Here is a 23017-nt window from a genome sequence, read left to right as displayed (position 1 = left end):
AAGGGCGCGGCCAGTCGGAACCGCGCGCGCGCGGATCGTCTTCGACCCAAGTTCCAAGGACACATTCGAACCGCATGACTTTCGCCGATCTCGGCCTTTCACCAGACTTGCTCAAAGCGGTCGAAGAAGCCGGCTACACCGAGCCGACCGCCATCCAGCGTGAGGCGATCCCGCCTGTCCTGATGATGAAGGACATCATCGGTATTGCGCAGACTGGCACGGGCAAGACCGCCAGTTTCGTGCTGCCGATGATCGACATCATGGCGCATGGTCGTCGCCGGGCGATGATGCCGCGCTCGCTGATCCTGGAACCGACCCGCGAACTCGCCGCGCAGGTGGCCGAAAACTTCGAAAAGTACGGCAAGAACCACGATCTCAAGATGGCGCTGCTGATCGGTGGCGTGCAGATGGGCGACCAGGTCAAGGCGCTGAACGAGGGCGTCGACGTCCTGATCGCGACCCCGGGCCGCCTGATGGACCTCTTCGAACGCGGCAAAATCCTGCTCAACGGCTGCGAGCTCCTGGTTATCGACGAAGCCGACCGCATGCTCGACATGGGCTTCATCCCGGACATCGAGTTCATTTGCGACAAGCTGCCCGAAACGCGCCAGACCATGCTCTTTTCGGCAACCATGCCGCCTCCGATCGAGAAGCTGGCCAAGAAGTTCCTCAACAATCCCAAGCGGATCGAGGTCAGCCGTGCTGCTTCGACCAACAAGGACATCACCGCGTTCAAAGTGCCGGTGAAGACCCGCCAGAAGCGCGAAACCTTGCGCTGGTTGCTTGACCACGACCATGTCGAGACGGCGATCATTTTCGCCAACCGCAAGACCACCGTGCGCGAACTCAACAAGAGCTTGCAGAGCCACGGTTATGCGAGTGCCGAAATCCATGGTGACATGGATCAGTCGAGCCGCCTCAAGGAACTGGCACGGTTCAAGGCGGGCGAGGTGAACATCCTCGTCGCGTCCGACGTTGCTGCACGCGGTCTCGACATCAAGGGCGTGAGCCACGTGTTCAACTTCGACACGCCGTGGCACCCGGACGATTACGTCCATCGCATCGGTCGCACGGGCCGCGCGGGTGCCAAGGGACGCGCCTTCACCTTCGTTGCGGAGGATGACGCGGAGGCGATCGCCAATGTCGAGAAGCTGACCGGTTCCGAAGTACCGGTATTCGGCAAGAAGGATGTCCGGGTCGAGCTCAAGGAGCCTTCACAGGACAATCGCGACGAAGCTGCCGACCAGGATGAACGCAAGGAAGAGCCGCGCGCCCATTCGGACAGGGGCGCTCGCAAGTCACGCGAGGAGCGCGCGCCGCGGTCGGTAAAGCCCAAGCGGGAAGACAAGCCAGAACGCCAGCCGCGCCGCGAGCGTCAATTCGACGACGAGCCGACGGCACCGGGTGAATGGAACGGCCCGATGCCCGGATTCCTCGACGTTTCCGCGCTTTCCTGAGCCAGATCGAACGGTTCGCCGGGCCGGGATTGAGCCTTTGTTTACCAAGCTTGGTGCATGGTTGCACCGATGGGGCTTTTTCTCGATCTTTTGCGCAATGTGCTGCTGATCCTTGCCGCTCATGGGGTGGTTTTCGGACTGCTCGCGTTTGCGACCAAGCGGAACGGCTTCATCAAGGCGGTTGGGGCGACACGGGAAGAATTCTCGAAGAACCTCGCGCTAGCTATCTTCAATTCTGTCCTGCTGGCTCCGTTTTTCGAGGCACCGAGCGGGGCACTGCATGCAACCATCGGGACAAATCCGACGCTCGCCAGCTTTTGGGAGGGGACTAATGAGGTTCTCGTCCTCGCTGCGGCCGCGGTTCTCATCGACTTCGCCGCCTACTGGCGTCACCGGCTCGAACATGAGCCTGGGCTCTGGCGTTTCCATGCGACACATCATTCAGACACTGCGATTCATTGGCTGACGGTTCATCGCAAGCACCCGGTCGGAAAGCTCCTGAGCGTACTGATCGATCTTCTGCCCGTGGTGGCACTGGGATTCCCGCTCTGGTCGATCGCTGCCGCACAGTTGCTGCGCACCTTCTGGGGGTATCTCGCCCATGCGGATGTGCCCTGGACCTTCGGGCGTTTCGGCAAGGTCATGATCTCGCCTGCGGCCCATCGCCTGCATCACATTCGTGACGAGCGACTGATGGGGACCAACTACTCCAACACCTTCGCCTTCCTCGACGTGATGTTCGGCACCTATGTCGACCCGACACCGCACGTGAATTGCGAGACGGGTATCGAAGAGGGACCGCGCAGTTTCTGGGGTGAACTCGCTCGCCCGTGGGAGGCGCGATATCGCGACAGCAAACCGAGCGAGCAGGTGGACGAAGCCGCCGCGTAAGCTGTCACTGCCGGATTGTCGCTGCTATGATCGGCCCATGGGGCTGTGGGCAAAAATCTGGCGTGGGGGCGGGAGGCGCAATCCGCGTTTTCGCGACGAACTCGGTAACCTCGTCCCGGCTGGCCGCCTGCTGAGGAATGGGCCGCGAGCTATCTCAACCGGCCTCGGACGAAAGCTTTTGGGCAGGCGTCCTCCGCGCCCGTGGATTTCGTACGATGCCGCGAATGCCATAGCGGAGCTTCTCGATCCTACACGTTCGCGCGTCTTCGAGTTCGGATCGGGGATGTCGACCGCATGGTATGCGGCGCGCGCAGCTTCGGTCGAGAGCGTCGAGAGCGATCCGCAGTGGTATGCGCAGGTTTCACGGCAACTGGCCGATTGCGACCGCGTCTCTGTGCGCCTTGCCAGCGAGAAGGCCCAATATGTCACCATGCCGGAAGGTGCGGCCTACGACCTCATCATGATCGATGGGGCTTGGCGTTGCGCATGTGCGAGGGAGGCTACCGAACATCTCGCGCCTGGCGGGGTCATCTACCTCGACAATGCCGACAAGCAGGGGGGAACCTCAGGGGATCTCGGAAAAGCGAGACGAATCCTCATCGAGTTCGCGGAAGAGCGGGGCATGTCCTGGACCGAAGTGACTGACTTCGCCCCGACGCAGTTCTTCGTCGAGCGAGGTCTGTGGATCGGGCCTAATCCGCCGGCTTGACGAAGCTGTCGATCACTCGCTTCTCGCCTGCCTTCTCGAAGTCGATGGTCAGCTTGTTGCCTTCCTGATCCGTGACCGTGCCGTACCCGAACTTATCGTGGAAGACGCGTGCACCGATGGCGATATCGGTGCGCGGCTTGGCGGCAAAACTCGCCGCGCTCTTGCCCGGCTCGGGAAGGCGTTTGGGAGTGGCGTCGTAACCGGTGCTCAGGGCGCGCTGCCAACCGGGGCCTCGCGCTGTCGAGCGGTCCGGGCGGCTGGTGGAAACATGTGCGAAAGGATCTTCGTTCTCGGTCCAGTTCGCCCGCCAAAGGGAAGCGCCGCCTGCCATCGTGGTCTCGCGATTGACCGTGTCCTGCGGAAGTTCCTCGATGAACCGGCTCGGGATGGAGCTGGTCCACTGCCCATAGATGCGGCGGTTTGCTGCGTGCAGGATCGTGCAGCGGCGTTTCGCGCGCGTTATCGCGACATAGGCGAGGCGCCGTTCCTCCTCGAGACTGGCGAGCCCGCCTTCATCGAGCGCGCGTTGGCTCGGGAAGACGCCTTCCTCCCAACCGGGCAGGAAGACATGGTCGAACTCCAGCCCCTTGGCGGCGTGCATGGTCATGATGGTGACCTTTTCGCCATCGTCACGCGCATCGTTGTCCATCACCAGGCTGACGTGTTCGAGGAAGTCGGTGAGCGACTCGTAATCTTCCATCGCCCGGGCGAGTTCGGACAGGTTTTCGAGCCGGCCTGCGCTTTCGGCACTGCGATCCTTCTGCAGCATCTCCTCGTAACCGCTCTCGGTCACGACCATGCGAAGAAGTTCGGATGGGGTGACCTTGGTCGATTGGTCTCGCCAGTGCGCGAATTGACCGAGCAGTCCGACCAGAGTGTTGCGCGCGCGGGGAGGCAGTTCGTCGCTGTCGGCAAGATCCAGGCTGGCAGCGGCGAGCGGCGCCTGGATCCGGCGCGCATGGCGGCGCATGGTTTCGAGCGCCTTGGCCCCTAGGCCACGCTTGGGCTGGTTGTGGATACGCTCGAATGCAAGGTCGTCCGCCGGTTGCTCGATCATACGCAAATAGGCGAGGGCATCGCGGATTTCGGCGCGCTCGTAGAAACGGAAACCGCCCACGATGCGGTAGTTGAGCCCGATCTGGATAAATCGGTCCTCGAACTCGCGCGTCTGGTATTGGGCGCGCACGAGGATCGCGATCTGGTCGAGCGGGGCACCCTCCGCCTCCAGTCGCTCGATTTCCTCTCCCACACGGCGGGCTTCCTCTGGTCCGTCCCACACGCCGATGACGCGGACCTTCTCACCTGCCGGCAGTTCGGTCCACAGCGTCTTGCCGAGCCGTTCGCTATTGGCGTTGATGAGACCCGAAGCCGCCGCAAGGATTTGCGGGGTGGAACGATAATTCTGTTCGAGCTTGATTACCGCGGCTCCAGGAAAATCCTTTTCGAACCGGAGGATATTGGCGACTTCTGCGCCGCGCCATGAATATATGGACTGATCGTCGTCACCGACCACGCAGATGTTCTTCCGGCTCTGCGCGAGCAGGCGCAGCCACAAATACTGGACCTGGTTGGTGTCCTGGTATTCGTCGACGAGGATGTACTTGAAGCGCTGCTGGTACTGCTCGAGCACGTCATGGTGGGTGCGGAAGATATTGAGCATGTGGAGCAGGAGGTCGCCGAAATCGCAGGCGTTCAGTTCCTTCAGCCGGTCCTGGTACAGCTTGTAGAATTGTGCGCCGCGACCATTGGCATAGGCCTCGTTCTCGATCGCATCGAGGTCACCGGGGTTGAGACCACGGTTCTTCCACCTGTCGATCAGCCCCGCCAGCTGCCTGGCAGGCCAGCGCTTCTCGTCGAGGTCGTTCTGCTGGATGAGCTGCTTGAGGAGACGCAACTGGTCGTCGGTGTCGATGATCGTGTAGTTGCTCTGCAACCCGACAAGTTCGGCGTGGCGGCGGAGCATGCGGGCGCCGATCGAATGGAAAGTGCCGAGCCAGGGCATGCCTTCAACCGCATCGCCGATGTGGCGTGCGACGCGTTCGCGCATCTCGCGTGCCGCCTTGTTGGTGAAGGTGACGCAGAGAATCTCGCTTGGCCACGCCCGTCGCATTGCGATGAGATGTGCAAGCCTTGCGGTAAGGGCCGCGGTCTTGCCCGTGCCCGCACCGGCCAGCATCAGCACCGGCCCTTCCGTGGTCAGAACCGCCTCTCGCTGGGGCTCGTTCAGAACGGCCGCATAGGCGGGAATCCGCTGGTCCTGGCCAGTTTCCAAAGGGGCGGGGAAGTCCGACATGATCACCGGAACAGCTAGTGAACGCGGGCCCACAGCGCAAGGGCGCAGCGCGCAGGTCCCCGGAACCCTTGACCCCGCTCCGGCGTAGTGGAGGCAATGACAATTCTGGAGAGCTTACAATGAAGAAGCTGTTTTTCGCTGGCGCCGCCGCGCTCGCCTTTACCGCCATACCTGCCGCAGCGCAGGACGTGGCCGTCGATGCCGAGGGCAATGTCTACGTCCTGACCGAGGTCCAGCAGAGCGATTACGACGGCTGGCCCGTTGAACGCCAGACCGCTTATCTCGGCTGGCCCTATGGCGTGCAGGAATATTACTGGACGCTCACCCCGACACAGCTCGATGGCTGGTGGGTGCTGACCGATCCGCAGCGCGTCAGCGTCTATGAAATGACGCCCGACCAGCGCGAGATCGCCTGGACCCAGATTGCGGCGCAGATGAACAAGAGCACCACCGCCGCGGTCGCCACCACGGCCGCAGCTTCGGCCAGCACGATGCAGCCGCGCTTTGTCAGCAATGCCGTCGTTCAGACCACCCCTGCGGCAGACACTGCTGCAACCGGCGACGACCTGCCGGTCTGTACGCCGAAGCAGCAGGACAACTGCATCAACTCCTGGGAAAAGAACAAGACCGGTAACCGTCCGCTGAATTACTGGCCGGGCCGCCCGGCGAGCGAGATCAGCGCCGAGCGCGGTACGCTGCCGGTAAACGAACCGACCGATTAACCCGGTTACGTCCAGCGCGCGAAATTCCTTTGCGGAGTTGTGCGCTGCGCTTGGAGGGGGCGGGGCCGCCGCGGCGGTCTCGCCCTTTTCGATTCTCAGGTGTCGAGGCGAAGAATTGTCAGCTTGGCCTTGCCGACCTTGCGCTCCGCTTCGATGCGCAGCGACTTCAGCGAAACCTCTTCGTTCGATCTCGTTTCGAGAGCGATCCAGGTCGTCGCATCGATCCAGCCCAGCCGCAGCATTCGGTCGAGCGCGACAATTCCTGCTCCCGTTTCGTAGGGCGGATCGAGCAAGATCAGCTCGTGGGCCTTTTTCGCCGGGCCGAGCGATAGGACGGAGCCCTGTTGCACGGTCGCACGCTGGCGCGCGCCGAGTGCATCGATATTGGCACGAATGGCCTTGATGGCGGAAGCATCCTGCTCGACGAAAAGGCAGGATGCAGCGCCACGCGACAAAGCCTCCAGTCCGAGTGCGCCCGAACCGGCAAACAGGTCGAGTACGTGCAGGTCCTCGAAACTTCCAAGCCTGCTCGCCAGCATGTTGAAAAGGGTTTCGCGGGTGCGATCTGCCGTGGGACGCGTCAGATCACCCGGAGGTGCGACGAGTTTGCGCCCACGCCATTCGCCAGCAATAATCCTCACTTGCGGAAACCGCGCGCCAGCTCGCGCTTGAATGCCTCGACGTCGCCGCGCTTGATCTCTGTCGCCCGGCCGCGTGGGAGGTCGCCGATGTGGAACGGGCCATAGCCGATGCGCAGCAGCCTGTTCACCTCAAGCCCCAGGTGTTCGAGCACGCGGCGTACTTCGCGGTTCTTGCCTTCGCGCAAGGTCATTTCGATCCAGCGGTTCCGGCCCGAGCCACGCTCAAGGTTCGCTTCGATCTGCCCGTAACGGATGCCGTCGATCTCGACCCCTTCGATGAGTTCGTCGAGCTGTGCCTGGGTTACGTCGCCGAAGGCGCGGGCGCGGTAGGTGCGCGGAACGCCGGTGGCGGGCAATTCCATCGCGCGCTTTACCTCGCCGTCATTGGTCAGGAGCAGGAGGCCCTCTGTGTTGTAGTCCAGGCGGCCCACCGGCATCACCCGCCCTGCGTCCTTGGGCAAGGCGTTGCGCAGGGCGTCGTAGATCGTCGTCCGCCCCTTGGGGTCGTATTCCGTGGTCAGCATTCCGGCTGGTTTGTGGAAAGCGAAAAGGCGGGTTTCCTGCGCCTTGCCGACCGGTTTCCCGTCGACAGTGACCCCGTTCAGGTTATCCAGCTTCACGGCTGGCGTGTCGAGCACCTTGCCATTGAGCGCGACGCGGCCCTCGGCGATCATGCGCTCGATCTCGCGACGGCTGGCCACGCCCGCACGCGCGAGCAGCTTGGCGATGCGGTCGCCTTCTTCGGGAAGTCGGTTGTCGGACATGGTCGCGCGGTTAGGCCTTCAGTTGGCTGCGCGCAAGGCTTCCTCGACCGTCTCGTGGAAGCGCCTGATGCCGCCTTCCATGGTCCCGAGCGTCAGGAACGGAATGGCACCGGTCGACAAGCCCTGCTGGCCGAGCTCGGCGGCACGGAAGTCTTCGGAGGCGAAAACCCCGCCGTCGAGCAGTGCCCAGCTGCGCTCCCAGTGGTCGCGCGCCTTGTCGGTTGCCGGGTGCTCGGGAATGAGCATGAAGTCCTCCACCAGCGTGTGATCGTGCGACTGAGGCATCATCACCATGAGGTTGATGTAGTCGGGGCTGGGAATGACGAGTGCGCCGGGCAGCATCTGGTAGGCGAAAGTAACGACACGGCGCAGCTCGCCCATATTCGCAAGGTCGACGCCTTCCATTTCCTCCAGCCGTCCGACCGCGCTGCGCGAATGCGGGCCGATCATGTCGCCGCTGGTCGCACCGTCCTTGAAGAACGGGCCGATCGTCTTCGCGTGCAGGCGGGTGACGTGATAGCTCTCGAGGAAGGCATCCATGATGAGCTTCCAGTTGCCCGCGACCGAATGGGTCTTGCGACGGAACAGTACCTGTTCGCCCATGCCGAGGGCATCGAAATCCTCGCCAAGCTTCTCGGCCAGCGCGAAGTCCGCAGTATCCTCGCGCGGGCAGAACCAGATCAGGCCGCCGGTTTCCCTGGAAGGCAGCTCGACCAGGCCGTAGCCGCCTTTGTCGAGACCGGGGAAAGTGTCGGGGCGGGGCAGGGCGAGAAGGCGCCCGTCCACCGAATAGGTCCACGCGTGGTAAGGGCAGACCAGCTTCTTGGCGCATTGCACCTCGCTGCCTTCGACCAGTCGCGTGCCGCGGTGGCGGCAGACGTTGAGGAAGACATGAACATCGCCCGATGCATCACGGGTGATGAGGAGGGGGCGGCCCGTGGCGTCGTGCGGCACCGCCATGCCCGGATCGGGCAGCAGCGCCGAAGGGCACAGGATTTGCGGCAGGCGGTCGTAGATCGCCGCCTTCTCGCGTGCCCAGTATTCAGGATCGGTATAGACCTGCGCCGGCACGGTGCTGGCATCGGCGGCATCGCGCTTCCGGCCTTCGGCGATGTCGCGCGCGAGTGCGATCATTCCGTCGGTCGGGCGGCGCGAGGAATTTTTGGTGTCGACAGCGCTCATGACGCCAGTTCCTCTCGCTCTCTCTCGGAGCTAGTGTCGCAAAAAACCGGCGCAAACGGAAGGACGCTAGGGAATGGCTGAGGTCGCGGAGACAAAGAAGATATCGGGCATGCGCGCGCTCGGCATGGCGCTGGGCAATCGCAAGACCGGCTTCATGCTGCTTTTCGGCTTTTCCAGCGGTCTTCCATTCGCCCTTTTCCTGGGCACGCTGTTCGCCTGGCTGACCGAGGCGGAAGTCGAGCTGGAGACGATGGGTATCTTCTCGCTCATCGGGCTTGCATATGCCTTCCAGTTCCTGTGGTCGCCGCTGATCGACAAGGTCGACCTCCCGCTGCTGCGCAAGTTGGGCAAGCGCAAGCAGTGGATCGTGCCGATGCAGCTGCTGTTGGGGGCCATCCTGGTCACGATGAGCCTGCTCGACCCGCGCAGCCAGCTGGGAATGTTCTCCCTCCTTGCGGGCATCGGTGCCTTTGCGAGCGCAACACAGGACATTGCGATAAACGCCTGGCGTATCGACGTGGCGGACGAGAAGGCCACGATCGACGTCCTTTCGACCATCTACCAGATGGGCTACCGTCTATCGTCACTCGTGGGCGGCGCGCTCGGCCTCATTATCGCGGCACGCATCGGCTGGCCCGAGACATACCTGATGATGGGTGCAATCCTGCTGGTGGCGGGCGCGATCTGCCTGATGGCGCCGAACGCCGATGGCGACGCCGCGCAGACCAGTGCTTTCGGGGACGAGCAGGTTCGTGCGCTGCGCAAGGCCGGCGAGATCGAGCCGGCAATCCGCAATCGCGCGCTGGCGCTGGTCGGTCTGCTGTGGGCAGGCGCAATTGGCGTGGTGCTGGCCTTCATGATCATGTCGATGACCTATGCGCCCGAGGACCGGCCCAATCCGACCGACTTCACCTTGAATGTCGGCCCCTGGATTATTGTCGCCACGATCGTGCTGCCCGCACTCATCGCAGGCTGGCTCGCCTCGCAGCAGCGCAAGGGCATGCACCTGCTGGCTGAGGATGCTCCGCCTGCTTCAGGTACAGCTTATGCACTCGATCACCTGTACCGCGCATTGGTGCTGCCGCTCGTCGAATTCGTCGGCAGGATGGGTTGGTCCCTGGTGCTCATCCTTGCGGTCGTGCTTACCTACCGCATCTGCGACGCGATCTGGGGCACCTTCGCCTATCCATTCTATCTCGGCGAACTGCAGTACACGAACGACGAGGTGGCCTTCGCGTCCAAGTTCTTCGGTGTCGGCGCCATCATCCTCGGCCTCGCCCTCGGTGGCTGGCTGCTGACTGTGGTCGGGCGGATGCCGACGCTGCTCCTCGGCGGGATCCTGGCTGCTCTGACCAACCTGCTCTACGCCGACCTCGCCGCAGGCGGAGCGAACATGGGTGCGCTGAGCAGCATGATCGGGTTCACGGCCCTGGTCGAAAGCTTCCCGGGTGGCTCGGAGAAACTTGCCCGGCTGATGATCACCATCGGCTTCGAGAACCTTGCCATCGGTATCGCCGGGGCCGCCTACATCGCGTGGCTTTCATCGATCGTCTCGAAGAAGTTCAGCGCCGTCCAGTATGCTCTTCTTTCGTCGCTAACCTTGCTCGTTGGCACGCTCGGGCGCGGTGCGCTGGGCGAGATGATCGAGAAGCAGGGCTTCTACGACGTTTTCGTCCTCACGACCTGGATTGGCCTGGGTGCTGCGGTGCTCGTCTGCATCGAGTGGTGGCGCGAAAGCCGGTCGAAGGCTGCCGCCGGGATAGTCGCTCCGGAAGCCGGAGAGACCGGGCAGGCCGGTTAAGCCAAGTCTAACTATTTTCGTGTATGGGTCAGGAATGAGCGCGGTGCCGAATCCCTCGGATGATCACTCCAAGCGCGATTTCCTTCGGGTGGAAGTCGGGCTGGCTGCGCAACTCATCACCCTCGAAGGCGCTCCGAAGAGCGTTAGAATTCTCGATTTGTCACAAGGCGGCGCGCGCATCGCGGTGCCGGAGAGCATGTCCACAGTGGGCATTCGCGACTGCTTGCTGAGCTGGCTCAACTTCGAGGCCTTCGGATCGGTCGGGCGGCGCACGGGTAACGAGATAGCCATCGTCTTCGACGAACCATTGCGCCCGGTCGTGATCAAGAAGACGAAGGACCACTCGCCCTTCGTCGTCCGCAGTCTCTAGGCTCTAATCCGGGAACTCTTCGTTGAGCCGCAGGGCCTCGCCCGCGAGGTAGAGCGAACCTGCGACCAGGACAGGCAACTCGTCCCGGGGAAGCTTCTCGAAAGCTTCTGGAAGGCTTCCGGCACTCCGCGCTTCCGGACCGAATACGTCGACGCCGTGCCACTCGTGTCCCGGAACCGGAACCACGGAAATGCTGGCAATCGACTTGCCGAGCGGACCTACGAGCGACGCAGGATCCTTGGCCGACAACATTCCGATGACGAGGTGGAAGCGCTGCCCCCGGAAATGGTTCGCAAGAGCCAGCCCGGCACTCGGATTATGGCCTCCGTCGAGCCAGACTTCTCGTCCACCTGTGAGTGGTCCTTCAGCCATTCGTTGCAGTCGGGCAGGCCACCGGGCCGAACGAACACCTTTGACCATCGCCTCGTGGCTTACGGGAATGCTGCGCTGATGATGCAGCATGGCGATGGCCAATCCCGCGTTACTCACCTGATGCGCACCGGACAGGGAAGGCAGGGGCAGGACTATCTGGGAGTCGGCATCGACCACAGCGAAGTTCTGCCCGTCCGCCAGGATCCGGAAATCCACGCCTTCCATGATGATCGGAGCGCCGACCCTTTCGGCAACTTCGAAGATTACCGCTGCAGCGCTTTGCGTGGGGCCGAGTGCAATCAGCGGCACTCCTGGCTTGGCGATGCCGACCTTCTCGAAAGCGATCCGCGCCATGGGTGCTTCCGGCACACCTTCTTCCGGTGCCAGAAGGAAGCGCTCGTGGTCGATGCCAAGGGCTGCGATTCCGCATGCAGCGAGAACTTCGGGCTCGAGTACGTTGGTCGCGTCGAAACGACCGCCAAGTCCGACCTCGACCACGCAGGCGTCCGCAGGCACGCGCGCGAATTCGGCGAATGCGGCGGCGATAGTGACCTCGAAGAAGCTGGGATTGAGGTCTTCCCCGACATCCAGCACCTCCGCCAGCAATTCCGCGAGGCGTTCATCGGAAATGAGCTCGCCTGCGACCCGGATTCGTTCGTTGTAGCGGACGAGATGCGGGCTGATTGTCGCGTGGACCTTGTACCCTTGTGCCTCCAGCATGGCGCGCAGGAAGGCGCAGATCGAACCCTTGCCGTTAGTCCCCGCGACATGGAACACGGGCGGGAGACGCTTGTGCGGATCGCCCAGGCGCGCAAGCAGGGCGCGGATGGTGTCGAGGCCCAGACGCCCCTCGGGCACGGAAAGACGGCCCAGCCGGTCGAGCTGCTCCTGGACGGCAGAACTGTCGGAGCGGGCGAAATCCCGCATGGCGCGGATCAGGCGGCCTTGGCGGGTGCCAGGTAATCGATCAGCGTCGCCAGCGTGTCCTTCAGGTCATGCCGATGGACGACCATGTCGACCATGCCGTGCTTGTGCAGGTACTCGGCACGCTGGAACCCGTCGGGCAATTGCTCGCGGATGGTGTCCTGGATCACGCGCTGGCCGGCAAAGCCGATGAGTGCACCCGGTTCGGCGAGGTGGACGTCGCCCAGCATGGCGTAGCTTGCCGTGACACCGCCGGTCGTCGGGTCGGTCAGCACGACGATGTAGGGCAGGCCCGCTTCCTTGAGACGGCGTGTCATAACGGTCGCCTTCGGCATCTGCATGAGGCTGAGGATCCCCTCCTGCATGCGCGCGCCGCCGGCTGCGGTCACGACGATGTAGGGGCACTTGCGCTTCAGGGCGCGCTCGGCACCCTGGCAAAAGGCGGTGCCCACGGCCATGCCCATCGACCCACCCATGAAGCCGAAATCCTGCACCCCGACGACGGCGGGCATACCCTCGATTTCACCGGAACCGACGAGGAAGGCATCCTTGTGCGGGCTGTTGGCGCGGGCCTTCTTGAGGCGGTCGGTATACTTCGACGTGTCGCGGAACTTGAGCGGGTCTTCCTTCACATCGGGGATGGGGAGGACCTCGAAGCCTTCGTCCAGCAGCTGGCTCAGGCGCTCGTCGGCACCGATACGGCCATGGTGGTCGCAGCGCGGGCAGACGAAGGCGTTTTCCTCGTACTCCTGCGCGAAGACCATCTGCTGGCACCCGGGGCATTTGACCCACAGGTCCTTGTCGGTGCTGCGCTTGGACAGCGAGGTGATCGAATTGCGGACGCGGGTGAACCAGTTCATGGGTTAGCCCCTTGCCGCCGAATGCACCGCCTTGGCAAGACCTGCCGTGAGTTCGCGCAGCTTTGCCGGAGCATCATTGCCGTAACGTCCGACAATCTCGACCAACGCCGAACCGACCACTACGCCATCGGCAACCTTGGCAATCTCGCCCGCCTGTTCAGGTGTGCGCACGCCGAAACCGACCGCGACAGGCAGGTCGGTGGCGGCCTTGAGCCTTGCAACCGCGTCTTCGATGCTGGCCTGCGCGGCTTGCTGGAGGCCGGTGATGCCCGCGACCGAGACGTAGTAGAGGAAGCCCGACGACCCCTCGAGCACCTGCGGAAGACGCTTGGCATCGGTGGTAGGGGTGGCGAGGCGGATCGGGGAAATCCCCTTGTCGCGCAGCGCCGGACCGAGCGCGTCGTCCTCTTCCGGCGGAATATCGACGCAGATCACTCCGTCGATGCCTGCGTCGGTACACGCCTGTGCAAACCACTCGGGGCCACGCCGAACCATCGGGTTGGCATAGCCCATCAGCACCAGCGGGATGTCAGGGTGCCGCTGGCGGAAATCGGCGGCGATCTGGAAAACGTCGGCGGTGGTCGTACCGGCACCGAGCGAGCGCAGGTTCGCCGACTGGATCGCGGGGCCGTCGGCCATCGGATCGGTAAAGGGCATGCCCAGCTCGATCACATCCGCGCCGCCCGCGACCAGCGCGTCGAGATTGGCCGCCGTGTCGCCGTCGCCCGCAGTGATGAAGCAGACGAGGGCGGGGTGGGGCTTTGAGAAAGCGTTGGAGAAGCGGGTCATTTCAGAAAGTTCGTTTTCCAACGTGTGAGCTTCAAAAGGATAGTAAGAAATACGAAATCAATGATCACCTTGGTAGCATCGATTTCTAGGGAGTTCTCAGTCAGAACAGCATTCAATATCCAGACCCCGCCAACCGCGATTGCGGCAATCGTCGTTCCAAACAGAAGTGAACCAGTGAAGTTTCGCGTCACATCTCCACTCCCAGCTTGTCGGCCACGGTGAAGATGTCCTTGTCGCCGCGTCCGCACAGGTTCGCGAGGATGATCGCGTCCTTGGGCATGGTTGGGGCGACCTTGGCCACCGCTGCGATGGCGTGGCTCGGCTCCAATGCGGGGATGATGCCCTCGGTGCGGCAGAGGAGCTGGAAGGCGTCGAGCGCCTCTTCGTCGGTCGCGGCGGTGTATTCGACGCGGCCCATGTCCTTGAGCCAGGCGTGCTCCGGCCCGATCCCGGGATAGTCGAGCCCCGCACTGATCGAGTGGCCTTCGGTGATCTGGCCGTCCTCGTCCTGCAGCAGGTATGTCTTGTTGCCGTGGAGGATGCCCGGAAATCCGCCGAGCAGGCTCGCGGCGTGTTGGTCGCCGTCGAGGCCGTAGCCCGCCGCTTCGACTCCGAGCATGCGCACGTCGGGATCGTCGAGGAAGGGGTGGAACAGACCGAGCGCGTTCGAGCCGCCCCCGATCGCTGCAACCAGCAGGTCAGGCAGGCGGTCGATGCGGCTGAGCATCTGCGCGCGGGCCTCCTTGCCGATCACGCTCTGGAAGTCGCGGACGAGCTCGGGATAGGGGTGCGGGCCCGCAGCGGTGCCGATGATGTAGAAGGTGTCGTGGACGTTCGCGACCCAGTAGCGGAGCGCCTCGTTCATCGCGTCCTTAAGCGTGGCGGCCCCGGCGGTGACCGGAACGACCTCTGCGCCGAGCAGCTTCATGCGGAAGACATTGGGCTGCTGGCGGGCAACGTCGGTCGCGCCCATGAAGATGGTGCAGGGCAGGCCGAAGCGCGCGCAGACCGTGGCGGTGGCGACGCCGTGCTGGCCCGCGCCGGTCTCGGCAATGATGCGGGTCTTGCCCATGCGCATGGCGAGCAGGATCTGCCCGATGCAATTGTTGATTTTGTGCGCGCCCGTGTGGTTGAGCTCGTCGCGCTTGAACCAGACCTGCGCGCCGCCCAACTCTTCCGTAAGCCGCTCGGCGAAATAGAGCGGGCTCGGGCGGCCGACATAGTGTTCGAGCAGGTCGTCGAACTGCGCCTGGAATGCCGGATCGGCCTGCGCGGCGCGGTATTCGCGCTCGAGGTCGAGGATCAGCGGCATCAGCGTCTCGGCGACATAGCGCCCGCCGTAGTCGCCGAAATGCCCGCGTTCGTCGGGCATGGTGCGGTAGGAATTGGCTTTGGTGTCCATCGGCCGTGGCGCTTCGCAAAAGCGGGTCCGCTTGTCCAGCAAGCTGTCGTCTGAACCAGGATAGGCAGGGTTCGCCCGGCCGATCCTTTCACATTTGTTTATCAAATGGAAAGCTGGTGTTCAGGAACTGTCACCTTCACGCAACAAGTAACATTTCATGCGTTGCATTATTACATTTGTGTATTGCCGACCTAAGGCGGGGATATCAAATTATGTGCACCAGACGGGAGCATTCCCGCTGTGAAAAACAAAGGATAATAAGTTTATGCGTAAGATCGCTCTGCTTGGCGCCGTTGCAGTTGCAGCCGTCGCCGTCCCCGCGCAGGCCAATGAAAGCCGCGCCGAAGTCCGTGGCGGCATCGCCTGGGCTGCGGGCCAGGAAGAAGCAGTTCTCGGCGTTGCTGCCGGTCACGATTTCGACCTCGGCACCACCGCATTCTTCGGCGTCGAAGGTTCGGCCGACAAGATTCTCGTCGACGGTTCGGACATCGTCTGGGGCGCGACCGGTCGTCTGGGCGCCAAGGTCGGCACCGCCGGCAAGATCTACGGCACCGCTGGCTACAGCTTCGGTGACGGCGACGCCTTCCACGCCGGTGCCGGCTACCAGCACAAGCTGGGCTCGGCTGCCTACCTCAAGGTTGAGTACCGTCACTTCTTCGACGACGTCGTCGACGTGAACACCGCTGCCGTCGGCCTCGGTCTCACCTTCTGATCCTTCGCAAGATCGAACAGGGAAGGGCGGTCCTGCGGGGCCGCCCTTTTTCTATGCGGCTCGCGCCGCCATGCAAAAGGCACGGATGAGGGCCGCATCCTTGACGCCCGGCGCGCGCTCGACGCCGCTCGCCGTGTCGACCAGCGGCGCTCCGGTCGCCGCGATCGCCTCGGCCACATTCTGCGGATCCAATCCACCAGCCAGGCCCCAAGGCAGAGGGGGAGTGACGGACGCGATCAGCGACCAGTCGAACGAATGTCCCATCCCGCCGGGCAGCGCGCTTCCCTTGGGAGTCTTTGCGTCCCAGAGCATGAAATCGGCCGCATCGATGTGATTGACGGCCAGAGTGTCGAGGTGGGACTCGACCTCGATCACGGCCCACACTGGCAGGCCGAAACGCTCCCTGATCCGTAGCCGGCGCAAGGCTGTCGTCCGGTTGAGCTGGAGAGCGGCGAGATCGGCATGCGCGACTGCGGCCTCGATTTCCTCATCGGTCGGATCGACGAAGACGCCGACAAGCGGGATGCGACCACTCGCCGTCCTGCCCAGCAGGCCTGCTGTCTCGGCATCGGCGAAGCGGGGGCTTGGGGGATAGAAGTTCAGGCCGACATAGCTCGCGCCCGCGCCGATGGCTGCTTCGAGTGCCTCGGTCGTCGTCACGCCGCAAATCTTGATCTGGGCCGACACGATCAGGGGTTCTGGATGAGCCGCAACAATGAGCAGTCCGGGTCGATCAGATAGGCGATTTCGAGGCCGCTCGCCTCCCGCTGGGGCGGGTGATACCGCGGAAAGCCTTGGCGGGTATTGGGAATCCCCGCGGCGACCACAGCTTCCATCAAGCCGGCAAAGTCGTCGACGCGCAAGCACGAGCCAAAGGAACTCGTCGCCGGATCGAAGTCGGGCCAAGGGAAGAATTCGAGCTGCAGGTCGCCCCGGCAAAGGATCATCCAGCCATTGTCGCGCCAGGTCCGCTCGAAGCCGAGCGCTGCGTAGAACTTCTCCGTCGCATCGAAATCGCGTGCGGGCAGGTTGGGCGTGGCGCGATCGGCCATTTTAGAGGGTCGCTTCGATCTCGCGCGCTGCCTTCGCCGGATCATCTGCCCGGCTGATCGGGCGTCCGATGACAAGCACGCTCGCACCATCATCGCGCGCCTGGCGCGGGGTGACGACGCGCTTCTGGTCGCCGACGGCGCTGCCTGCGGGACGCAGGCCTGGGACGACGAAATAGCCGTCCTTCCATTGGTCGTGAACCGCCTTCACCTCGTGTCCCGAGCATACGATTCCGTCGAGCCCGGCATCGTGGGACAGTTCCGCAAGGCGCAGCACATGGTCATGGGCCGAACCAGACACGCCCGTCCGTTCGAGGTCGCGCTGGTCCATGCTGGTTAGCATGGTGACGCCGACTACCTTGGTATTCTCACCCGCCGCCGCCTTGGCATCTTCCAGCATCGCACGACCGCCGCTGGCATGGACTGTCACGATCGAAGGTTCGAGCTGGTGGATGGCGTACATCGCGCCGGCCACGGTGTTGGGTATGTCGTAGAGCTTGAGGTCGAGGAAGATCGGCAGCCCGATCTGGCCGATCATGTGAACGCCGTGCGCACCGTGGGCGCAGAAGAATTCGAGACCCAGCTTGATGCCGCCGACGTGGCCCTTGACCTTCTTCGCGAGGTCAATGCCATCGCGCAGGCGGGGAACGTCGAGGGCGAGATAGATCGGGTTGCTCATAGGGGTTTGTCGGGTTCCGGTTCGACGGGATTGGCTGGTTCGCCGGTGGGGGTCGGCGTGGGGATGGGTTCCTTGGGCGTCGCAAGCCGCGTCGTCGCCGCTTCCAGAGCGTTGACCCGGCGGGTCATGCGCCACTTGTTCGCGCGGTGGATCAGCCACATCGGCAAGAGGCCCAGGAGGAAAGAGATCACGACGAGCGCGGGCAGCTTGGTCTCGAGCACGAGGTTCGACCACAGTTGGACCTCGACCGGCTTCCAGTTGAAGAAGCTGAATGCCAGAAGTGCGAACAGCACCAGGACCCAGACGACCGTGCGAATGATCTGCATTGTTTCTCGAGCTCCCCTTTTGCCCTTTTGCGTCTTGCTAGGCCCGGGAAGCGCTCGCGTCTAGCCGAAGACCCGTGCGAAGATCGTGTCGACGTGCTTGAAGTGGTAATCGAGGTCGAACTTCTCCTCGAGTTCCTTTTCGGAAAGCGCGGCAGTCACTTCTTCGTCCTGCTTGAGCAGGTCGAGGAGCATCAGGCGACCATCCGATTCCCACACCTTCATCGCGTTGCGCTGGACCAGGCGATAGGCATCGTCGCGGGTCTTGCCGGCCTGTGTCAGCGCCAGGAGCACGCGCTGCGAATGGATAAGGCCGCCCATGCGATCCATGTTCGCCTGCATGCGCTCGGGGTAGACAAGCAGCTTGTCGACCACGTTGGTCAGGCGGGCGAGGGCGAAGTCGAGCGTGATCGTCGCATCGGGACCGATGAAGCGTTCGACCGAGGAGTGGCTGATGTCCCGCTCGTGCCACAGGGCGACGTTTTCCAGCGCGGGGAGGGCATAGGCGCGGATCATGCGCGCCTGGCCGGTGAGGTTTTCCGTCAGGATCGGGTTGCGCTTGTGCGGCATCGCCGACGAACCCTTCTGGCCGGGCGCGAAGTATTCTTCGGCCTCGAGTACTTCGGTGCGCTGGAGGTGGCGGATTTCGATGGCGAGGCGTTCGATCGACCCGGCGATTACCGCGAGGGTAGAAAAGTACATCGCGTGGCGGTCGCGCGGGATGACCTGCGTCGATACGGGTTCGACCGAGAGGCCCATCTTCCCGGCGACATATTCTTCGACCGAGGGGTCGATGTTGGCGAAGGTCCCGACCGCGCCCGAAATCGCGCAGGTCGCGATTTCTGCGCGCGCGGCTTTGAGGCGCGCCTTGCAGCGGTCGAATTCGGCATAGGCCTGAGCCAGCTTGAGGCCGAAGGTCACCGGTTCGGCATGGATGCCGTGGCTGCGCCCGATGGTGGCGGTGTACTTGTGCTCCTCGGCCCGACGCTTGATGGCGGCGAGGAGATCGTCGAGATCTGCCAGCAGGATGTCGCTCGCCTGGGCCAGCTGCACGGCCAGCGTTGTGTCGAGCACGTCCGAACTGGTCATGCCCTGGTGCATGAAGCGCGCCTCTGGGCCGACCTGTTCCGCGACCCAGTCGAGGAACGCGATGACATCGTGCTTGAGGATTCGCTCCTTCTCGTCGATCGCCTCGACATCGATCTTCGGATTGGTCGCCCACCAATCCCACAAGGCCTTGCCCGCACTCGGCGGCACAACACCCAGCTCGCCCAGCTTCTCGGTCGCATGCGCCTCGATCTCGAACCAGATGCGATACTTCGCTTCCGGCTCCCAGATGGCGGTCATGTCGGGGCGGGCGTAGCGAGGGACCATGGTACAGGGGACTCCGGAGCGGGATGAGAGAGTTGGCGCTGCCGCTAGGCGCGGTGCCGCAAAATCGCAACCCGCTAGAGGGCAGCCATCCAGAGTGAACTCGTGCGCATATGGCGACGAAATGCTCTCTACAAGCGACAAACCGATTGCAACTGCGCAGCTTGGGTATACGCTCACTCCAAAGTCTTGGGAGAGACATTTGTGAGAGCCGGTTTCCTGCTTGCGGTCGCGCCGCTTGCCTTCATTTCAGTACCCGCCCTTGCTGGCGAGGAAGTCAGGTTTGCGGAGGCCCCGGCGTGGGTGGCCCCGTTCGATTTCGACACGGCCCTGGCCAAGAAGCAGGAAGTCGTGGTCTTCGACCGCCAGCTACGGCTCGAAGACGGCGTGGTCAGCCGATACACCGATATCGCTTACGACGTGCGCAATACAGAAGTGCTCGCCCGCCTCGGTACGGTGCAGTTCGGCTGGCTTCCCGACAAGGGCGACCTGACGATCCATCGCCTGCAGATACTGCGCGACGGCAAGATCATCGACCTGGTGGCGCAGGGCGTGCGCCCCGAGATCATCCGCCGCGAGACCGAGCTCGAGCGGCGTACGGTGAACGGCGCGCTCACGGCATTGTTCAAGATTCCCGGCATCAAGGTCGGCGACGTGCTGAGATTCTCCAGCACTACCACCAGTCGCGATCAGGCGCTGGCTGGATCGATGCAGGCGACCGAGGCGCTGACCGCTGAACCCACACGCCTTGGTTTCGGGCGGTTGCGCATCTCATGGCCGGAATCGGCCCACATCACTCACGCCACTCTTGGCGGGGCGCCGCAGCCCACCGTTACCAGGGCAAAGGGCTTCGAGACTATCGAAGTGATGCTACCTATCGCCCAGCCCATCGAGATGCCCACCGACGCGCCAGGGCGTTTCCAGCTGACACCGGCGATCATGGCGGGAAGCTTTGCCAGTTGGTCCGATGTGGCTGCCGTCATGGCTCCACACTACCGGACCGATGGTGCGATCGTACCGGGCTCGCCGCTGGCGAAGGAGGTCGCACGGATCCGGTCTGCCACCTCCGTACCCCTGGAACGGGTGGCGCTTGCCCTCCAGAGTGTGCAGGACGAGGTCAACTACCTCATGAACGGGATGGATGGCGGCAATTACCTGCCCCAAACGCCGGAAGAAACCTGGACCCTGCGTTACGGCGACTGCAAGGCCAAGACCCTGCTGCTGCTTGCCATGCTGCGCGAGCTGGGAGTCGATGCCGAGGCGGTGATGGTCAATGCCACCAATGGCGACGCGGTTTCGGCATGGCAGCCGCTGCCCGGCGCTTTTGACCACGTCATCGTTCGCGCGAAGGTCGATGGCGAGGATTACTGGCTCGACGGTACAAGCGCAGGTGCGCGCCTCGACACGCTGCGCGAGGTGCCGAACTTCGTCTATGCCCTGCCGATCCGCGCAGACGGTTCGGAACTTGTGCGGATGGAGCAGCGCTGGCCGACCGTGCCTGACCGGATCATGCGCATCACCTACGACTTCACTCGCGGCGTCGATCTTCCCGGACTCTATGAAATCGACGTGGAAACGCATGGCGTGCTCGGCGCGCAAATGCGGGCGAGGGCGAGCGAAAGCGATCCAAAGATCGCCATCGCCTATGCCCAGAAGTACATGGAGGATGTGCTCGACAGCGTCGTCTACGATGCCGCTTTCTCTTACGACCCCTCAACCGGGACCGGAAGACTGAAGGCGAAGGGCATCCTGAGCGACTCGTTCAAGATCGACCAGGATGCGGCGACCTTCAAGATCTACACCGCGTCGACCAACTGGGCGTTCGACCCGGACCGCGCGAGGGCGGCATGGCGGAACGTGCCCTACAAGGTGGGAGGCCCGATGACCTCTGCCGAGGAAGCGGTCATCATCCTGCCTGAAAGCGGCGCAGGCGCGAGCGTGACGGGCACTGGCAACCTCGCGCCTCGGACGATTGCCGGCACCAGGTTTGAACGTTCGCTGTCGCTCGACAAGGGCGTGGTAAAGGTGAAGGATTCGTCCAGTTTCGTGCCGGTCGAAATTCCGGCCACGGACATTCCTGCCGAGAAGGCTGCGATGCGCGCGCTGGCTAGCGCCGACCCCGAGGTGAAGATCGCTTCCCCGCGCCGCTATTGGGAATTCGACGACAAGGAAATTGCCCAGCGCGTTGCGAGTCTGCGGGAAGGGGCTGATGCGCTCGTCAAACTGATGCCGGAGGAGAGCAACTACTACATGTTGCGCGGTGCCCTTTACACCATGGCGCGCGACTACGATGCGGCGCTTTCCGACATCGACAGGGCGATCGATATCGACGGCACTGCGCTGGCCTATTCCACACGCGCCGAAATCCTCACCGATGCCGGTCGTTATGACGAGGCGGTCCTCGCCGCCGAAACCGCCTACGACCTGACCGGCGACCTCGCCCACGGCACGGCGTATGCGAACGCCCTGTCGGTCGCCGGACGGCCCGAAGAAGGGCTCGCGGTACTCGATGCTATCGACGTAAGTGGTGATGACCGTTCCTCCCTTGCGCAGGTATTCGCCGAGATCGCCGGCCCGACCGGACGTGTCGAGGAAGCCTGGAAGATGCTCGAGGAAGTGCTCAAGGATCGCCCCGGCGATGAACTGGTCCTCAATTCGCAGTGCTGGTTCATGGGTACCTGGAATTACCGCGTGGCGGACGGTGAGCAGCTTTGCGACAAGGCAGTGAAGGCGGGCGGGTACAGCGCTGCCGCTCTCGATAGCAGAGCCCTGCTGTTCCATCGCCTGGGTCGCGAAGATGATGCGCTGGACGACCTCGAAGCAGCACTGCGCAAGCAGCCCGAACAGGCAGCGAGCCTCTATTTGCGCGGCATCATCCGACTGGGGACGGGCCAGGCCGATGGGAGGAAGGACATCGAGCATGCCCTGCGCCTGTCGCCCGACATTGCCATACGCTACCAGCGCTACGGCATCTCACCTAAGCGTTAGACCAGCCCTTTCGCGCGGAGTGAAACGTGCCCACTTCGCCCGACGATCACATGATCGTGGACCGTGACGCCCAGCAGGCGCCCGGCTTCTGCAATACGCTGGGTAATCTGGATGTCCGCGCGACTGGGCTCGGGATTGCCACTGGGATGGTTGTGCACGAGGATCAGCGCGGTCGCCCCGATGTCCAGCGCCTTGCGGATGACTTCACGCGGATGGATTGCCGCTTCATCGATAGTGCCATCGCCCACGTGGTGGTCGAGGATCAGCCGGTTCTGCGTGTTGAGATAGAGCACACGTACGCGTTCGACCGTGAGGTGAGCCATGTCGACGGCCAGATAATCGAGGAGCGCCTGCCAGCTGCCGAGTACCGGCTTGTCTTCCACCACACCCCGGGTCATCCGTCGTGCCGAAAGCGCAACGGCATGGAGCGCGGCGGCACTCGCTTCGCCCATTCCCCTGACCTGGCGCAGTGCCCCGGCTTCGGCATTGAGCACTGCCGAAAACGAACCGAAATGCGCGATCAGTGCCTTGGCGAGTGGCTTGGTGTCGCCCTGCCGGATGGCAGAAAACAGAAGGAACTCCAGCAGCTCATAGTCGGCCAGCGCCTCGCTTCCACCCTTCAGCAGGCGTTGACGAAGCCGTTCGCGGTGGCCGGTCCCTGAATGGGCAGCCGAATTATTCGCATTGTCCGGCAACCAAACCCCCACACGATACGTTT

22 protein-coding genes are annotated in these 23017 nt (G+C 63.3%); 8 read left to right on the top strand and 14 right to left on the bottom strand.

Annotation, left to right across the window (positions count from 1 at the left end; all coding sequences use genetic code 11):
* The first annotated feature begins 74 nt into the window (after positions 1–74).
* The 3 genes from IRL76_RS07175 (at position 75) to IRL76_RS07165 (ending at position 3057) form a co-directional block, all read left to right on the top strand.
* On the top strand, positions 75–1457 hold the full coding sequence (locus tag IRL76_RS07175; protein WP_200984084.1) for a DEAD/DEAH box helicase: 1383 nt from the start codon (positions 75–77) through the stop codon (positions 1455–1457).
* A gap of 69 nt (positions 1458–1526) precedes the next feature.
* The gene (locus tag IRL76_RS07170; RefSeq protein WP_200984083.1) at positions 1527–2348 is read left to right on the top strand and encodes a sterol desaturase family protein; all 822 of its coding nucleotides are present in this window, start codon (positions 1527–1529) and stop codon (positions 2346–2348) included.
* Between the two features lie 37 nt (positions 2349–2385).
* Positions 2386–3057, top strand: a complete 672-nt coding sequence (locus IRL76_RS07165) for an O-methyltransferase (RefSeq protein ID WP_200984082.1) — start codon at positions 2386–2388, stop codon at positions 3055–3057.
* On the opposite strand, the gene IRL76_RS07160 is transcribed toward IRL76_RS07165, so the two are convergent.
* The gene (locus tag IRL76_RS07160) at positions 3041–5350 is read right to left on the bottom strand and encodes an ATP-dependent helicase (protein WP_200984222.1); all 2310 of its coding nucleotides are present in this window, start codon (positions 5348–5350) and stop codon (positions 3041–3043) included. The genes IRL76_RS07165 and IRL76_RS07160 overlap by 17 nt on opposite strands.
* Before the next feature lie 119 nt (positions 5351–5469).
* Here IRL76_RS07160 and IRL76_RS07155 point away from each other — a divergent pair, with 119 nt between their 5' ends.
* The gene (locus IRL76_RS07155; protein ID WP_200984081.1) at positions 5470–6072 is read left to right on the top strand and encodes a hypothetical protein; all 603 of its coding nucleotides are present in this window, start codon (positions 5470–5472) and stop codon (positions 6070–6072) included.
* Positions 6073–6167: 95 nt separating this feature from the next.
* Here IRL76_RS07155 and rsmD read toward each other — a convergent pair whose 3' ends face one another.
* Genes rsmD through IRL76_RS07140 form a run of 3 tightly spaced genes read right to left on the bottom strand, consistent with a single transcriptional unit; the run spans position 6168 to position 8659 of the window.
* Positions 6168–6713 carry a 16S rRNA (guanine(966)-N(2))-methyltransferase RsmD gene (gene rsmD, locus IRL76_RS07150; protein WP_200984080.1) on the bottom strand — a complete coding sequence of 182 codons (546 nt, stop codon included), beginning with the start codon at positions 6711–6713 and terminating at the stop codon, positions 6168–6170.
* Positions 6710–7477 (bottom strand): pseudouridine synthase, encoded by a 768-nt coding sequence (locus IRL76_RS07145; protein ID WP_200984079.1) that lies wholly within the window; start codon positions 7475–7477, stop codon positions 6710–6712. The genes rsmD and IRL76_RS07145 overlap by 4 nt, the downstream gene beginning before the upstream one ends.
* A gap of 18 nt (positions 7478–7495) precedes the next feature.
* Positions 7496–8659 (bottom strand): aromatic ring-hydroxylating oxygenase subunit alpha, encoded by a 1164-nt coding sequence (locus tag IRL76_RS07140; protein WP_200984078.1) that lies wholly within the window; start codon positions 8657–8659, stop codon positions 7496–7498.
* 73 nt (positions 8660–8732) lie between these two features.
* Here IRL76_RS07140 and IRL76_RS07135 point away from each other — a divergent pair, with 73 nt between their 5' ends.
* Both IRL76_RS07135 and IRL76_RS07130 read left to right on the top strand, forming a co-directional pair.
* The gene (locus IRL76_RS07135) at positions 8733–10460 is read left to right on the top strand and encodes an AmpG family muropeptide MFS transporter (RefSeq protein WP_200984077.1); all 1728 of its coding nucleotides are present in this window, start codon (positions 8733–8735) and stop codon (positions 10458–10460) included.
* Positions 10461–10494: 34 nt separating this feature from the next.
* Positions 10495–10830: a hypothetical protein gene (locus IRL76_RS07130; protein ID WP_200984076.1), complete on the top strand. Its 336-nt coding sequence runs from the start codon at positions 10495–10497 to the stop codon at positions 10828–10830.
* 3 nt (positions 10831–10833) lie between these two features.
* On the opposite strand, the gene IRL76_RS07125 is transcribed toward IRL76_RS07130, so the two are convergent.
* The 4 genes from IRL76_RS07125 to trpB form a co-directional block, all read right to left on the bottom strand.
* Positions 10834–12129, bottom strand: a complete 1296-nt coding sequence (locus tag IRL76_RS07125) for a bifunctional folylpolyglutamate synthase/dihydrofolate synthase (protein ID WP_200984075.1) — start codon at positions 12127–12129, stop codon at positions 10834–10836.
* An 8-nt stretch (positions 12130–12137) separates the two neighbouring features.
* Positions 12138–12986, bottom strand: a complete 849-nt coding sequence (accD, locus tag IRL76_RS07120; protein ID WP_200984074.1) for an acetyl-CoA carboxylase, carboxyltransferase subunit beta — start codon at positions 12984–12986, stop codon at positions 12138–12140.
* A 3-nt stretch (positions 12987–12989) separates the two neighbouring features.
* Complete coding sequence (trpA, locus tag IRL76_RS07115; protein ID WP_200984073.1) at positions 12990–13775, bottom strand: tryptophan synthase subunit alpha; 786 nt, start codon at positions 13773–13775, stop codon at positions 12990–12992.
* Between the two features lie 187 nt (positions 13776–13962).
* Entirely contained in the window at positions 13963–15177 is a 1215-nt protein-coding gene (gene trpB / locus IRL76_RS07110; protein WP_200984072.1) for a tryptophan synthase subunit beta, read from the bottom strand.
* 265 nt (positions 15178–15442) lie between these two features.
* Between trpB and IRL76_RS07105 the strand changes: the two genes are divergently transcribed.
* Positions 15443–15889: an outer membrane protein gene (locus IRL76_RS07105; protein WP_200984071.1), complete on the top strand. Its 447-nt coding sequence runs from the start codon at positions 15443–15445 to the stop codon at positions 15887–15889.
* Between the two features lie 51 nt (positions 15890–15940).
* On the opposite strand, the gene IRL76_RS07100 is transcribed toward IRL76_RS07105, so the two are convergent.
* The 5 genes from IRL76_RS07100 to purB are packed head-to-tail and all read right to left on the bottom strand — an operon-like array spanning position 15941 to position 19314.
* Positions 15941–16576: a phosphoribosylanthranilate isomerase gene (locus tag IRL76_RS07100; protein WP_200984070.1), complete on the bottom strand. Its 636-nt coding sequence runs from the start codon at positions 16574–16576 to the stop codon at positions 15941–15943.
* A gap of 2 nt (positions 16577–16578) precedes the next feature.
* Positions 16579–16941, bottom strand: coding sequence for a bleomycin resistance protein (locus IRL76_RS07095; RefSeq protein WP_200984069.1), 363 nt, complete (start codon positions 16939–16941; stop codon positions 16579–16581).
* Between the two features lies 1 nt (position 16942).
* Positions 16943–17617, bottom strand: a complete 675-nt coding sequence (gene pyrF / locus IRL76_RS07090; protein ID WP_200984068.1) for an orotidine-5'-phosphate decarboxylase — start codon at positions 17615–17617, stop codon at positions 16943–16945.
* The gene (locus IRL76_RS07085) at positions 17614–17943 is read right to left on the bottom strand and encodes a DUF1049 domain-containing protein (protein WP_200984067.1); all 330 of its coding nucleotides are present in this window, start codon (positions 17941–17943) and stop codon (positions 17614–17616) included. Before IRL76_RS07085 ends, pyrF begins: the two co-directional genes overlap by 4 nt.
* Positions 17944–18003: 60 nt before the next feature.
* On the bottom strand, positions 18004–19314 hold the full coding sequence (gene purB / locus IRL76_RS07080) for an adenylosuccinate lyase (protein WP_200984066.1): 1311 nt from the start codon (positions 19312–19314) through the stop codon (positions 18004–18006).
* A gap of 201 nt (positions 19315–19515) precedes the next feature.
* On the opposite strand from purB, the gene IRL76_RS07075 reads away from it, so the two are divergent.
* Positions 19516–22299, top strand: a complete 2784-nt coding sequence (locus IRL76_RS07075; protein ID WP_200984065.1) for a DUF3857 domain-containing protein — start codon at positions 19516–19518, stop codon at positions 22297–22299.
* Here IRL76_RS07075 and radC read toward each other — a convergent pair.
* A complete protein-coding gene (radC, locus tag IRL76_RS07070) occupies positions 22296–23006 on the bottom strand; it encodes a RadC family protein (protein WP_200984221.1) in 711 nt (236 codons plus the stop codon). The two genes, IRL76_RS07075 and radC, sit on opposite strands and share 4 nt — an antisense overlap.
* Between the last annotated feature and the right edge of the window lie 11 nt (positions 23007–23017).

The sequence above is a fragment of the Qipengyuania soli genome (assembly GCF_015529805.1).
In the GTDB taxonomy this organism is placed as follows: domain Bacteria; phylum Pseudomonadota; class Alphaproteobacteria; order Sphingomonadales; family Sphingomonadaceae; genus Qipengyuania; species Qipengyuania soli.
Note: the sequence above shows the minus strand (reverse complement) of the source record. Positions and strands in the feature narration are given on the sequence as shown.

Coding starts and splice junctions, on each gene's coding strand:
- IRL76_RS07140 (WP_200984078.1), bottom strand. CDS start 8,659: ATGAGCGCTGTCGACACCAAAAATTCCTCGCGCCGCCCGACCGACGGA.
- IRL76_RS07085 (WP_200984067.1), bottom strand. CDS start 17,943: ATGCAGATCATTCGCACGGTCGTCTGGGTCCTGGTGCTGTTCGCACTT.
- IRL76_RS07145 (WP_200984079.1), bottom strand. CDS start 7,477: ATGTCCGACAACCGACTTCCCGAAGAAGGCGACCGCATCGCCAAGCTG.
- pyrF (WP_200984068.1), bottom strand. CDS start 17,617: ATGAGCAACCCGATCTATCTCGCCCTCGACGTTCCCCGCCTGCGCGAT.
- purB (WP_200984066.1), bottom strand. CDS start 19,314: ATGGTCCCTCGCTACGCCCGCCCCGACATGACCGCCATCTGGGAGCCG.
- IRL76_RS07155 (WP_200984081.1), top strand. CDS start 5,470: ATGAAGAAGCTGTTTTTCGCTGGCGCCGCCGCGCTCGCCTTTACCGCC.
- IRL76_RS07170 (WP_200984083.1), top strand. CDS start 1,527: ATGGGGCTTTTTCTCGATCTTTTGCGCAATGTGCTGCTGATCCTTGCC.
- IRL76_RS07095 (WP_200984069.1), bottom strand. CDS start 16,941: ATGGCCGATCGCGCCACGCCCAACCTGCCCGCACGCGATTTCGATGCG.
- IRL76_RS07160 (WP_200984222.1), bottom strand. CDS start 5,350: ATGTCGGACTTCCCCGCCCCTTTGGAAACTGGCCAGGACCAGCGGATT.
- trpA (WP_200984073.1), bottom strand. CDS start 13,775: ATGACCCGCTTCTCCAACGCTTTCTCAAAGCCCCACCCCGCCCTCGTC.
- IRL76_RS07175 (WP_200984084.1), top strand. CDS start 75: ATGACTTTCGCCGATCTCGGCCTTTCACCAGACTTGCTCAAAGCGGTC.
- trpB (WP_200984072.1), bottom strand. CDS start 15,177: ATGGACACCAAAGCCAATTCCTACCGCACCATGCCCGACGAACGCGGG.
- IRL76_RS07165 (WP_200984082.1), top strand. CDS start 2,386: ATGGGGCTGTGGGCAAAAATCTGGCGTGGGGGCGGGAGGCGCAATCCG.
- accD (WP_200984074.1), bottom strand. CDS start 12,986: ATGAACTGGTTCACCCGCGTCCGCAATTCGATCACCTCGCTGTCCAAG.
- IRL76_RS07105 (WP_200984071.1), top strand. CDS start 15,443: ATGCGTAAGATCGCTCTGCTTGGCGCCGTTGCAGTTGCAGCCGTCGCC.
- IRL76_RS07130 (WP_200984076.1), top strand. CDS start 10,495: ATGAGCGCGGTGCCGAATCCCTCGGATGATCACTCCAAGCGCGATTTC.
- IRL76_RS07125 (WP_200984075.1), bottom strand. CDS start 12,129: ATGCGGGATTTCGCCCGCTCCGACAGTTCTGCCGTCCAGGAGCAGCTC.
- IRL76_RS07135 (WP_200984077.1), top strand. CDS start 8,733: ATGGCTGAGGTCGCGGAGACAAAGAAGATATCGGGCATGCGCGCGCTC.